This is a genomic window from Deltaproteobacteria bacterium (assembly GCA_003194485.1).
Taxonomy (GTDB): Bacteria; Desulfobacterota; Dissulfuribacteria; order Dissulfuribacterales; family UBA3076; genus UBA3076.
This window is the reverse complement of sequence record PQXD01000012.1, coordinates 53,377-66,752: the sequence shown is the minus strand read 5'-3', so window position 1 is coordinate 66,752 and position 13,376 is coordinate 53,377. Positions and strand designations below refer to the sequence as shown.

10 protein-coding genes are annotated in these 13,376 nt (G+C 50.2%); 8 read left to right on the top strand and 2 right to left on the bottom strand.

Going from position 1 to position 13,376, the window contains the following annotated elements:
- The 8 genes from C4B57_08095 to C4B57_08060 form a co-directional block, all read left to right on the top strand.
- On the top strand, positions 1 to 771 hold a 771-nt coding region (locus C4B57_08095), incomplete at its 5' end, for a DDE transposase (protein PXF54242.1).
- Between the two features lie 178 nt (positions 772 to 949).
- Positions 950 to 3,784 (top strand): hypothetical protein, encoded by a 2,835-nt coding sequence (locus C4B57_08090; protein ID PXF54241.1) that lies wholly within the window; start codon positions 950 to 952, stop codon positions 3,782 to 3,784.
- Between the two features lie 207 nt (positions 3,785 to 3,991).
- A complete protein-coding gene (locus tag C4B57_08085) occupies positions 3,992 to 4,624 on the top strand; it encodes a hypothetical protein (protein PXF54240.1) in 633 nt (210 codons plus the stop codon).
- Positions 4,625 to 4,915: 291 nt separating this feature from the next.
- The gene (locus C4B57_08080; GenBank protein PXF54239.1) at positions 4,916 to 5,998 is read left to right on the top strand and encodes a radical SAM/SPASM domain-containing protein; all 1,083 of its coding nucleotides are present in this window, start codon (positions 4,916 to 4,918) and stop codon (positions 5,996 to 5,998) included.
- 153 nt (positions 5,999 to 6,151) lie between these two features.
- Positions 6,152 to 7,177, top strand: coding sequence for a uroporphyrinogen decarboxylase (locus C4B57_08075; protein PXF54238.1), 1,026 nt, complete (start codon positions 6,152 to 6,154; stop codon positions 7,175 to 7,177).
- Between the two features lie 156 nt (positions 7,178 to 7,333).
- Positions 7,334 to 8,296, top strand: a complete 963-nt coding sequence (gene hemH / locus C4B57_08070) for a ferrochelatase (GenBank protein PXF54237.1) — start codon at positions 7,334 to 7,336, stop codon at positions 8,294 to 8,296.
- A complete protein-coding gene (gene hemG, locus C4B57_08065; GenBank protein ID PXF54236.1) occupies positions 8,284 to 9,645 on the top strand; it encodes a protoporphyrinogen oxidase in 1,362 nt (453 codons plus the stop codon). The genes hemH and hemG overlap by 13 nt, the downstream gene beginning before the upstream one ends.
- 97 nt (positions 9,646 to 9,742) lie before the next feature.
- A complete protein-coding gene (locus C4B57_08060) occupies positions 9,743 to 10,639 on the top strand; it encodes a TIGR01212 family radical SAM protein (protein ID PXF54235.1) in 897 nt (298 codons plus the stop codon).
- A gap of 2 nt (positions 10,640 to 10,641) precedes the next feature.
- Here the strand turns inward: C4B57_08060 and C4B57_08055 are convergent, their stop codons facing one another.
- Entirely contained in the window at positions 10,642 to 12,906 is a 2,265-nt protein-coding gene (locus tag C4B57_08055) for a hybrid sensor histidine kinase/response regulator (GenBank protein PXF54234.1), read from the bottom strand.
- 87 nt (positions 12,907 to 12,993) lie between these two features.
- A complete protein-coding gene (locus C4B57_08050) occupies positions 12,994 to 13,221 on the bottom strand; it encodes a SirA-like protein (protein PXF54256.1) in 228 nt (75 codons plus the stop codon).
- Positions 13,222 to 13,376 lie beyond the last annotated feature (155 nt).

Below are 13,376 nucleotides of genomic sequence, written 5' to 3'. Positions count from 1 at the left end.
TATGGCAGCAAACGTGGTGATGAACTTCCTGAGGATTTGAGTACTGCAGAAAAAAGGCTTGCAAAGATCAAAGAGGCTAAAAAATACCTGGAAGCCAGAAAAAAGGCTGAAGCCAAAAAGAGCAAGGAGTCTCATAAGAAACACGGCAGAAAATCTCAAAAGCCTGACGACACAGTGAAGCCTGAAACCAAGGTCAATATGACCGATTCTGAGAGTCGTATTCAGAAGACGTCCAAAGGTTATATTCAAGGTTATAATGCTCAGGCCGTAGCTACAGAAGACCAGATAGTTATTGCCTGTGACGTGGTGAATGAGGCCAATGACATTCATCAGCTTAAACCTATGCTGGAGCAGGCACAGCAGAATCTTTCAGAAATAGATGTTTACGCAAAGACAGTCCTTGCTGACGCAGGGTATTGCAGTGACGATAATCTTGAATACCTGGAATCCAAGGATGAAATAAACGCTCTTGTTTCAACCCGGAAAGAGCAAGAGATGAGAAAGGCCGAATCCGGCTCCAAAAATATCAGGCACCGTTCCGACAGATACAAGGCCATGGACAGGAACCTCCAAAACCCAGTCAGTCGATATATTTATGGATTTCGCAAGCGAATAATTGAACCTGTATTTGGGCAGATGAAACATTGTCAGGGTTTCCCCGGCTTTCTCTTACGTGGACTTGAGAAGGTTAAGAACGAATTCACCTTATGGTGCAGTGCGCACAATATTTTGAAGCTATACAGATATGGCGACAGAAAAACGGCAATATGAGCATAAAATAGAGGAAAACAGGGGGTGGAATAAGGCTCTTATGACAATGAATCTCAATAATCAGCATTTCCAGAAAGTCCAGAGGGGCATAAGGCCAAAATTTGGCCGAATCGAAATCTTCGGCTGATATGATTTACGGGACACGCTCTATGGCACGGGGTCAAATGATGATAATGATTTGGGCCTGCCAAGCCCTGACTGGGTTGACCCGTACACGGATGGTGAAGATCTGAACGGAAACGGCGTGCTTGACCCTGGTGAAGATCTGAACGGAAACGGCGTGCTGGATGGTTTTGAATACTGTGCCAAGCCCTTCATGCTGGTACTGAGCGATATAAATCCCACCTATGATTCAGACCAGTTGCCGGGGAGTTATTTTGGCTCTTTCACGGGTGATGTAAGCGGCTTGAATGTGGAAAGCCTCGCTAATACCATATCCGCGGACGAGGGGGCCAGTGGCTCGCACTACATCGGACAGGAAGGGAGCAATTACGATGGTTCGTGTTCTCCCAAGGATGTGACAGGCTTTGGCGATATCCGCGGGCTTTGTGAGGAAGAACCGACCAAGCAGGGGAGCTATTATTCTGCCGGTATTGCCTATTTTGGTCGGACTGAAGATATAAGCGATGCAAACAGTAGCCAAAACATAAATACCTATGCGGTGGGATTGGCCTCACCCCTTCCGAGGATCAATATCCCGGTGGGAGATGACACAGTGACGCTGGTCCCTTTTGGTAAATCTGTAGGTGGCTATAGCATCTCTGCAGCGCAAGGTCAGTTTCAACCAACAAATACCATTGTAGATTTCTTCGTTGAAACGATTACGCCCACGTATGGAAAGTTCAGGATAAATTTTGAAGACGTAGAGCAGGGCGCTGACCACGATATGGATGCCATTGTTGAGTATGAATACCAGGTGAATGGAACATCTGTTGATATAACACTGACCTCTACCTATGCGGCCGGGAGTATCGCCCAGCATTTAGGCTACATTATCTCCGGCACCACGGCGGACGGCACCTATTTAGAAGTCAGGGACGCTGACACCGAAAATGGTCCATGTGGTAATAACCCTGCTATTGACCCCGACTATTTCCTGGATACGCCTCCCGGACAGGGGCCTGGGGAGACATGGAATGACGGCGTTGCCTTGCCCCTCACAACTACAAGGACCTTTACTGTGGGAGACAATCCTGCCGCCACATTATTAAAGAATCCTCTCTGGTATGCCGCTAAATGGGGGGGCTTTGAGGACAGAAACGATAATGATAAGCCGGACCTTGAAAGTGAATGGGATAAAGACGGCGACGGCGTGCCGGACACCTATTTTTATGTAGTCAACCCTCTGAAGCTTGAAGAACAACTCAATAAGTCCTTTGCCGACATGCTAAACAGGGTCTCATCAGGCAGTGCGGCCTCGGTCATCTCAAACTCGCGATCAGGTGAAGGGGCCATCTACCAGTCTGTATTCTTTCCGGAAAAAAGGGACTCCTTGGGGAATACTGTCAATTGGGTCGGCAATACGCACGCGCTGTTTGTTGATGATTACGGCAATATGCATGAAGACACCGTCCGGGACGCGATTCTCGATGTTGACAATGATTACATCATCGAATTTGACGGCGATACCGGCAAAGCCATAAGATATGATTATGATCCTATGCTTAAAACAAAGACATTTGTGGATGAGTGTGAAATTACAGACATCAACTTTGTATGGGATGCTCACTCCTGGCTCTCCGACTCTGGAATGGATGTCACAACCCAGAGAACCTATGCGTCAACTGCTAATAAGCGCTATATATTCACCGACTATATCGACACCAGTGCCAATGTCTCCATGGCCAATGTTGACAGCACTCAAGTCATGGATTTTACACCTGATTTTGTCGATGATTCTGCACATAACAACTACTATTTTCTTAACCCGTATCTGACCTACGACCATGACGGTAACCCTGCAACCCCTGAGGTCGGCCTGACAGAGGCTCAAATGATCACCGAGGCCCAGAACATCATCCGCTTCGTCCGTGGAGAAGAAGGCCTGAGCGAAACGGGCACCGGCAGGCCGTATCCTAACCGTACTCTTGATATAAATGGCACTGATGAGATCTTCCGCCTGGGGGACATTATTTACTCTACTCCCACTGTCGTCTCCCAACCATCGGAAGACTATGATTTACTCTATAGGGATGATTCCTACAGGGCTTTCAGGAAAAAATACCTTAATCGCAGGATTGTTGTATATACAGGGGCGAATGACGGCATGCTCCACGCGTTTAACGGCGGTTTTTACGATGCCGGCACCCACAAATTTGAAAAGCAGCTTAACGGCGAGACTGAATTCGAGCTGGGTGCCGAGTTGTGGGCCTATGTCCCAAACGCCTTACTTCCCCATCTCAAATGGCTCAAGGAGTTATCAGGTTTTAACACCCATGTCTACTATGTCGACCTGAAGCCCCGGATATTTGATGCAAGAATATTCTCCGCAGATGCCGACCATCCAGAAGGCTGGGGGACTGTCCTGATCGGCGGGATGCGGCTCGGCGGCAAGCAGATCGGCGTGGATACCACCACCGACGGCAACGGTGATCCTGCCCCTGACGGCACGGACGATCTCATTTTCCGGTCCTGCTTTTTTGCATTGGATATCACCAATCCTGAAGTCGCCCCGAGGTTGCTCTGGTCTTTCAGCGACGATAACCTGGGCTTCACCACGTCCTATCCGACTCCCATCCGCGTAGGGAGCAAGTGGTTTATCGTCTTCGGTTCCGGCCCGGATAATTATGAGGCTACCCGTGACACTGCGTATGGCGGCAGCAGCCGCACGGCCAAACTGTATATCCTGAATGCCGCTGACGGGACCCTGGCCAGGGAATTTTCCATGGGTGGCCATTCCTTTATGGCTGCCCCGATAGCCGTGGATTTCGACCTGGCCACCACGGTTGACGGCAGTGATATCCTCTGGACAGGCGAGGCGATTTACGTCGCCTCGGACGGGTGCGGGGGCTGACCGAGGGGCCGGGTCTTTAGGATAAAGACCAACGATGACGAAGATCCAAATAACTGGATAAAAAAAGTATTTTTCAATCCCAACCATGGCAGCGATCATCAGCATATCAATACGGCCCTTTCAGTGGCCAAAGATGATGAAGGTAGGATCTGGGTCTATTTTGGTACAGGTAGGTTCTGGAGCTCACTGGATCGTCAATCACCTTACATGGATTACCAGAACTCGTTTTACGGCATCAAGGAGCCGGTGGACGCAAACGGCACGTTGACCTACGGGACGGTTAATAAAAACGACCTGAGAAATGTTACCGGCATAGAAATAGAGGATTATAATACCCTTTCGTTAAATACCTCAAACCCTCTCCATGGAGCCGCTGTAAGCGACCAGGACGGTGACGGCAACGTAACTTTCTCTGATCTTGAAGCCGAAGTACAGGCCAAAGACGGATGGTATCTCAACTTCGACGAGACCGGTGAACGAAACCTTGGCCAGGCTGCCGTTTTGGGAGATATCGTCACCTTTTCCACCTTTGTGCCCAACAACGACTTATGCGCTTACGAAGGACGGAGTTATCTCTACAGTCTTTACTATAAAACGGGTACCGGCTACTGGGAAGGGGTGTTGAAGGCAGACGTCAACGGGACCGGTATCGGTCCGGATAACAAAGTAATTACCAAAATTGATATCGGAAAGGGTTACTCTGAGACCCCGAATATCCATACCGGCAGGGAGGCCGGCTCCAAGTCCTTTGTGCAGACCAGTACAGGGGCAATTATCGGTATCGAGCAAGCGAATCCGGGAATAACCAAAAGCGGAAAGACTTCCTGGCGGGAACGCTAATATAAAATTAATAAGAGGTTCAAAGGTTTAGGGTTCACCCTGTTAAATTTCCCGAAGGGAACCCTATTTAACAGGGTGAACCGTTCAGGGTTACTTTTCTTTCGTTGCCCTTGCGATTCAGTTCTCGGACCAGTTGCCATGCCCGCATGCCATCACGAGCTCAGGCGAGGCGGGCGGGCTCAATATCTCAGGAACAAAGGGCTTTGCTGTTCGCTCTGATTGTGCATTTCTGCACCTTAAATGCTCCCGTTAATATTGTCATAAAGAACTCTTAATGTTAGTCTTACAGCCATGGAGTTTATACCCAAATGGCTGGCATGGGAGATAACCAGGCGCTGCAACCTTCACTGTGTACATTGCAGATCTTCTTCAGAACTGGAGGCAAAAGGGCATCCTGACTTTTCCACCTCGGAGGCCTTCAGGGTCCTGGATGACATAGCATGCTATGCAAAGCCGGTGGTAGTCCTCTCAGGCGGAGAGCCGCTGTTGAGAAAAGACGTGTTTGACATCGCCCGGTATGGTGCAGATAAGTCCCTGAGGATGTGCCTTGCCACCAACGGCACCTTTGTGACTCCGGAGGTCTGCACCAGGTTAAAGGATTCCGGCATATGCATGGTCTCTCTCAGTCTTGACGGGGCCACGGCCGAGGTCCATGACAATTTCCGCCAGCAGCCGGGCGCCTTTGAATACGCCATAAATGCCGCCAGGCTCTTCAGGGAGCACGGCATAAGCTTTTTGATCAATTCTTCCTTTACTCGCAGGAACCAGGATGAAATCCCCAAGGTTTACAGGCTGGCCAAGCAGATAGGGGCTACTGCGTGGTATATGTTCATGATCGTGCCGACCGGGCGTGGAAAGGAGATCATGGAAGAGCTTATCTCCGCCGAAGACTATGAGACCCTGCTCAACTGGCATTACGAGATGGAAAGGAAAGAGAAAGATATTCTTGTCAGGCCCACCTGCGCGCCGCATTACTACCGTATTCGTCTCCAAAAGGCCAAGGAACGGGGTGAAAGGGTAAAGCACAGGAGCCTCAAGTTTTCCACCGGCGGCTCCAAGGGTTGCCTGGCAGGCCAGTTGATCGCATTTATCGACGTAGACGGGAACGTGCTTCCCTGCAGCTACTTCCCTTTACCGGCAGGGAATATTCATGAACACTCCTTCAGGGAGATTTGGGAAGAGAGTCCTCTTTTCAAGGAACTAAGAGATTTTTCTTCCTATAAAGGACGCTGCGGTGCATGTGAATATATCAGGGTTTGCGGGGGATGCAGGGCCAGGGCCTATGCAGTCCACGGTGACTATCTTGCTGAAGAGCCTTTCTGCAGCTACGTGCCGAGGAAGATGAGAAAAAAGGCCGTTGCAGATTTACCGTAAAAATGGTTCACAGGTTCAGGGTTCAGGGTTCAGGGTTCAGGGTTCAGGGTTCAAAAATTGAGAGTTTACTGAACTTCGGCTTGAAATGCAAATTCAGAATGTAGCAGGCAGCCCTGAACGGTGAACCTCTGAACCCCTGAATAGGAGTACAGGATGAACGAAGCCTTTTTAAGGGCCTGTAACGGCGAGGCCGTCAGGCCGGTGCCGGTCTGGCTCATGAGGCAGGCAGGGAGATATCTTCCTGCCTACCAGGAGGTCAGAAAAAAAACAGACTTTCTCACCCTCTGCAAGACCCCGGAGCTTGCGGCAGAGGTTACCATCCAGCCGGTGGATATACTTGGGGTTGATGCAGCCATACTCTTTTCCGATATACTGATTCCCCTTGAGTGCATGGGAATAGGGCTTGATTTCCACGAGGGAAGAGGTCCTGTCCTGGATCCTGCCGTAAGGACCGAGCAGGACCTTGAAAGGCTTCATCCCATAGATCCGGATGCCGACGTATCATTCGTACTTGAAACCATCCGGATCTTGAGGAAAGAACTTGGTGGCAAGGTCCCGCTGATAGGTTTTTCAGGGGCGCCTTTTACACTTGCCACATATATGATAGAAGGAGGTTCCTCCAGGAGCTTTGTAAATACAAAGAGGATGCTGTTTGAATCCCCGTCTCTCTTTTCACGCCTCATGGATCTGATAACCGAAGTGGTCTTTTCTTACCTGAAGGCCCAGATCAAGGCGGGCGCCCAGGCCATACAGGTATTTGATACATGGGCAGGGATCCTGACCAAGGAGGATTACAACAGATGCGCCCTCCCGTATGTGACCAGTATTCTTAAAGGACTTGAGGGCTTGGAAGTACCCTTTATCTACTTTGTCTATGACGGAGGACATATACTTGAAATCATACGTGATTCAGGCGCCGGGGTCATAGGGCTGGATTGGCGCACGGACATCGAAACCGCCATATCAAGACTTGGAACAGACGTCATAGTCCAGGGGAATCTGGACCCATGTGCCCTGTTCCTCCCCGAGCATGAACTGAGAGCCAGGGTGGATTCCGTATTGCGACAGGGCCGCGGAGCCAAGGCCCATATCTTTAATCTGGGCCACGGTATCCTGCCTGAGATATCTCCCGGGAAGGCAAGGCTCCTGGTAGAACTGGTCCACGAGTTGTCCGCCTGATAGTAGCCGTTCACACTCCCTGGCAGTCAGCAGCCTTTTGCGGGGTTTCAACCGCGGGCAGATTGCACTAAAATGGGTATTTGCAGCGGATTATGCTTTGAAATCCCTGCAAAAGGCTGCTGACTGCCAGAGGGAGGGAGTGAATAATTAAGCCTGATGATAGGGATAGTTTTCCTTAACATGGGGGGGCCGGATTCCCTGGCTGCAGTGAGGCCTTTTCTTTATAACCTCTTTTCAGACCGGGAAATCATTCAACTGGGGCCCCGCTTTTTGCAGCCCATTATTGCCTGGGCAATATCCATGCGGCGGGCTCCTAAGAGCCGGGCCGCGTATGCAAAGATCGGGGGCATGAGTCCGCTCGCCTCCATTACCAGAGCACAGGCCAAGGCCGTCGAACAATCGCTTAATGAAAAACTGCAGGAAAAAGTACTTTGCCTTGCAGGGATGAGGTACTGGGACCCGCGGACCCCGGACATTCTGCATAATATGAAAGACAGAGACATTGCCAAGGTGCTTGGGCTTTCTCTTTACCCGCACTATAGCCGGGCCACCAGCGGTTCTTCCATAGGAGAGTTCGCAAGGTGCGCAGGGAAGCTTGGTCTTGAGACCCATGTCATAGACAGCTTCCCGGATCATCCAGGGTATATAGCGGCCCTGGCGGATATCATACAGGAAGGCCTGAAGAAGATAAGGGGCAGGGATGAATTCGCCCTGGTATACAGCGCCCACAGCCTGCCCAAAAGCATGGTAGAAGAAGGTGATCCCTATGTGAAGCATCTCCATCGTACCATCACGGCCCTTGAGGAACTGACCGGGCTTAAGGGCCGTCTGTGCTATCAGAGCAGGAGCGGTCCTGTGGAGTGGCTTGAGCCAGCGACCGACGCCTTGCTGAATGAGCTTGCAGAAAAGGGTTTTCATAACCTTTTGGTTCTGCCTATAAGTTTTGTGTCGGATCATGTAGAGACACTCTATGAGATTGACATCCTTTACTCAGGGATGATGGCCGAAAAGGGAGTGCGACTTATTCGCACACCTTCCCTCAATGACAGGCCTCTGTTTATCAATGCGCTCTCCGACCTGGTGGAACAAGGTCTTAAGAAGGCAGGATGGCTAGGGTAATAATAGCAGGAGGCGGGTTATCAGGCCTGTCCCTTGCCTGGTTTCTCAAGGAACTCAGGGCCGGCTGGGAGGTCCTGGTACTTGAGAAGGAGGCCAGGGCCGGAGGCAAGGCATGGACCATAGAAGAAGACGGCTTTGTGTGCGAGAAGGGCGTAAACGGCGTGCTTGACAACAAGCCTTCAACCCTTGCCCTTGCCGCCAGGCTCGGACTTGAGCCCCTGAGGAGCAATGATGCGGCAAGACGCCGTTTTGTGATAAAGAACGGGCAATTGATTCAGCTCCCTGTATCACCCGCGCAGTTCTTAAGCTCGAAAATACTCTCTCTGCCCGGGCGATTAAGGGTTCTGGCCGAGGCCCTTTTGCCAAAAGGCGATCTCTCCAGGGATGAGTCCCTGGCTGATTTTGCAAGAAGGCGTCTCGGCAGGGAGGCCTTTGAATATCTCATAGATCCCATGGCCACAGGGATATATGCCGGAGATCCGGAAAAACTGTCTCTTCGCAGCTGCTTTCCGAGGATCCACGAACTTGAGCGTGACTACGGCAGCTTGATCAGGGCCATGATCCGGCTTCGGAGAGAGGCAAGAAAAAGGGGTAAAAAAGGGCCGGGTGCCGGTCCGGGCGGCGTTCTCACTTCTTTTGCCACAGGCATGAACGAGCTCGTAGATGCCCTTGTCCGGGCATTGGGTCCTGCGGTACGGCTGAATTCTTCCGTGGCTTCGATTTCAAAGCGGAACGCCGGCTGGCGTATCTCTTTAAAAGACGGGGAGGAACTTGATGCCAGCCACGTGGTGCTGGCATGTCCTGTTAAGGCGGTTTCAGAAGTCCTTAAGGAGACTGCCCCGGATATTGTCGAACTTGCGGTGCAGATAAATTATCCCCCTGTGAGTATTGTGTGTATGGGTATCAGACAGGGAACTACTGAGAATCCCATGAATGGATTCGGATTCCTTGCCCCCGGCAATGAAAGGCGATCGATCCTTGGAGCACTCTGGGATTCTTCCATCTTCCCCGGCAGGGCCCCTGAGGGTTATCAGCTGACAAGGACCCTGGTAGGCGGTGCAAGGGCCCCGGACCTGGCCGGACTCCCCGATGCATCTCTTCTGGACCTGGTAATAAAAGAATTTTCAGAGCTTGTAGGATTAAAGAGGGCCCCGGAGTTTGTGAAGATCTTCCGGTGGAAGGAGGCCATTCCACAGTACGAAAAAGGACACCAGGCCCTTGCTTTTGGAATCGACTCCGCCCTGAGATCTTATCCCGGGCTCCATATCAGGTGTAATTGGCTTGGCGGTATTAGTCTCAATGACTGTGTTGCAAATTCGGAAATGCTTGCAAGACAACTTGCAAGCTGATCGGCGAAAATTCCCTGCGCGGATTTTTGCATCCGGTGCCAGTCGATGCAAAAAAGATCATAGGCCGGCTTCGGTTTGATTCTGATGAGGTGCCGGGGTGAAGTATCTCAGTCTTAATCAGTATTTACGTTCGGTTTTTGGAGAACGGGTACAAAAGATTTCCCTGGATGCGGGTTTTACTTGCCCCAACCGGGATGGGACCAAGGGCAGGGGCGGTTGCATATACTGCGATGCCAGAGGCTCAGGGACCGGCGCTTACAGATCAGGTAAGGATATAGCTGAGCAGATGAAGGCGGGCATCAACTGGGCTGGCAGGCGCTATGGCGCCGGTAAGTTTATTGCCTACTTTCAGTCTTTCTCCAATACATATGCTCCGGTCGGCAGGCTTGAGGCCATCTACACACAGGCCCTTGTGGGACCGGAGGTCGTGGGGCTCTCCATCGGCACACGCCCGGATTGCGTAGACAAAGAGCGTCTGGAGCTGATTTCACGCCTTGGTGAGGGACGCATGGTCTGGATGGAATACGGACTCCAGAGCGCCTCTGATGTCACGCTTGCCAGGATCAACAGGAGGCATACGGTGTCTGATTTCATCAAGGCCGTTGAGGTTTCAAGGGAATACGGCCTGATGACCTGCGCCCATGTCATCTTTGGGTTGCCCGGGGAAGGGCGCAGCGAGATGGAAAATACCATCAGGCTACTCTCAGACCTCCGGATAGATGGAGTCAAGTTTCACCAGCTTTACATCGTGAAAAATACCAGGCTTAACAGGCTGTACAGGGCTGGTAACTATAGGCCCATTGAACAGGAAGATTATGTGGAAATGGTGGCCTGGGCCCTGGCAAACCTGCCGGAGGGAACGGTAATCCAGAGGCTCACGGGAGATCCGCCCAGGAATGATCTGGTGGCTCCCGGCTGGTCCATGGACAAGAAACGGACCATATCCATGATCCAGAACAGGGTAAAATTAGAGTCGCCGGTTCAGGAATTGTGAATTCAGAGATCGGGATGAAGGATCTTTCTTAAGGCCTCGGATAGCTGACCTGTATTGAAGGGCTTCTGAATAAATCCGTTGCAGCCGCGCTCAAGTATTTTGTTCGCCTTACCGTTTAAGCTGTAACCGCTTGAAAGAAGCACCTTTATCTCCGGGTTGATCTCTTTGAGTGTGTCATAGACATCGCCGCCATTTATATCCGGCATGATCATATCCAGGATTACCATATCGATCTTGTCATTGTATCTCCTGTAAATCTCTATGGCCTCTTTCCCAGATCTGGCCGGCAACACCTTGTAACCCATTGATGTAAGCATCTCTTGACCGACTTCAACAATCATGTCCTCGTCATCTACAAGAAGGATGGTCCCTGTGCCCCTTAAAGGCTCGTTATCGTCAGCCAGCCTCTTTTCTTTCAGTGTTACATCCTTCTCCGAAGCCGGCAGATAAATATTAAAGATGGTCCCCTTGCCCTTTTCACTATAAACATTGATGATGCCATCATGATTCTTGATGATCCCATAAACAGAGGCAAGACCTAACCCTGTTCCAATACCCACCTCTTTGGTGGTAAAAAACGGCTCAAATATCCTTTGCTGGGTAGCCTTGTCCATACCGACCCCCGTATCGGCTACAGATATCTTTACATAATTGCCAGCCTCCAGACCAAAAGGCCTGGCATAGTCTTCGGCAAGTACAAGATTGATTGTCTCAATATAGAGGTTTCCTCCTTGCGGCATGGCCTGCCAGGCATTGACATAGAGGTTTAACAACACCTGCTCCATCTGTCCCTGATCCACTTCCACGGACCAAATGCCTTTTTGGTATTTCTTGTGAATCATTATCTCCTTTTTCGTACGGCCAAACATCTCGCAGCTTTTATCTATCAACTCGTTTAGATCAGTCGGTTTAACCTCGTATTTGCCACCTCTGGCAAAGCCTAAGAGCTGCCTTGTAAGATCTGCACCTCTTTCAATCATATCTTCCATTCCCTTGAAATGTTTAAAATGAGGGTGGCTGGAGTCAATATGCATCAACATCAAAGATATATGCCCCTGGATACCCATGAGCAGGTTGTTAAAGTCATGGGCGATTCCACCTGCCAGGGTGCCGACGGCCTCCATCTTCTGGGTATGTCGAAGTTGGGCCTCAAGATGCTTTGACTTGGTAATATCTTTTAGGGTATGAGTGTAACCGGTCAGTTTTCCTTCACGATCCAACAGGGGAGAAGTAGAGCATATAAATGTCCCGCCTATATTGGGTTCGGTTATCTCTGCAGTAATGTGTTTCAATGTTTTCATAGTGAGCATCAACGGGCATTCCTTAATAGGATGGCTTTTCCTGTGGATTACCTCATAGCATTTTTTCCCCGCTAAAGTCTCTTTAGCGGTGTTCAGGGCCTCTGCTGCGGCCCTATTTACCCGGATAATCTGGTGCTCCTTGTCCAGAAGCATAACCATATCGGTTATGGCATCAAATGTATTCTCCCAGTCCTCCTTGGCTCGAATCAGCGCCTCCTCTGCCAGTTGTCGTTCAACTATCTCCTGTTTCAAAAGCGCATTGGTCCTTATTAGCTCTGCCGTTCGCTCCTTAATCCTGATTTCCAGCCCGTTGCGGGCTTCCTTAAGCGCCTTCTCCGCCTGCTTGCGCTCCGCGATTTCCCTTTGTGCACTTTCAATCATCTGGTTTGTTAGCTTTTTCAGCATCTCTAATAGTTCTACTTGCGAAATTCCGCATACCCTGGCAGTCAGGTCACCTTCTGACACCCTGTGCAATACGTCGAAATGTTCGGCGAGACCTATGGCGAACTCATGAGAGAGATTAACGATTTCTCCAAGTTCTTCGGCTGTCAGGTTGACTATATGTTTTAATTCAGTAATCAGCTCCGGTCCCGAGGTATCGGGTATCCTTACTGCAGGATCTCCTGAAGAGATCTTTTTTAACGCTTCAAAGACCTCGGATAAGCCCAAGGCCAACTCCATATTGACTTTTTCCGACTCCCTGTCTCGTTTATCAACCATGCTCTTAAGTTGCATGAATTCTTCATTTACAACCCTTAGCGTCTCTTGTACTGAATCGTCATCTATATTCGCCCTCAAGACCTCACATTCAAGACACATTCCTATCTTTTCCGGAACATTTCCCTGGGACTCTTTCCGGCAACGGGTTCCTGGGACTAGCCAGCACCTCGGCTTTTTAAGCTTGTAAACCGGGCATTCCTCCTCGCTGCATCCAAAGAACTCCCAGCATTTCAATTCATTTTTCATCTCTTAAACATTCCTTGTTCAATCCTGCAGGCACAGGATATCGTATATTAAGGTATCCGGCATAGTACTCAAGTGACTGATGACAAACTAAAATTGTATCTGAATCCTCTTCTTGTTTCCCTCTTCATCTCTTATGGAGAGGAAGATCTTCCCAAGCCGCTCACACCACGTACGCACATCTTTCTCGAAGGTTGGGCAGTCTCCTAATATCTCCAAAATATCACCTGGATTCATATCCGGGGCCTTCACTGCTATTTTAAGGACTGGCTGAGGACACTTAAGACCTAAGGTATCTAAAATTTTTACTGCCATGATCATTTGCCTTCTCTGAAGTCTTTATGAAGTAAATATTCGGTGAACCCGTGGTCCACTGTGGAAGTTGCCATCCGTACCCTGCCGCAGAAGCGGTTTGCCTTTTGCAGGGTTTCGATCGCGGGCCGGATTGCACTGCCTCTCCGGTCTGCGATGAG

Bases quoted from the DNA above. Each gene is read 5' to 3' on its own strand.
- hemH (PXF54237.1), top strand. From the start codon at position 7,334: ATGATAGGGATAGTTTTCCTTAACATGGGGGGGCCGGATTCCCTGGCT.
- C4B57_08055 (PXF54234.1), bottom strand. From the start codon at position 12,906: ATGAAAAATGAATTGAAATGCTGGGAGTTCTTTGGATGCAGCGAGGAG.
- hemG (PXF54236.1), top strand. From the start codon at position 8,284: ATGGCTAGGGTAATAATAGCAGGAGGCGGGTTATCAGGCCTGTCCCTT.
- C4B57_08085 (PXF54240.1), top strand. From the start codon at position 3,992: ATGGATTACCAGAACTCGTTTTACGGCATCAAGGAGCCGGTGGACGCA.
- C4B57_08075 (PXF54238.1), top strand. From the start codon at position 6,152: ATGAACGAAGCCTTTTTAAGGGCCTGTAACGGCGAGGCCGTCAGGCCG.
- C4B57_08080 (PXF54239.1), top strand. From the start codon at position 4,916: ATGGAGTTTATACCCAAATGGCTGGCATGGGAGATAACCAGGCGCTGC.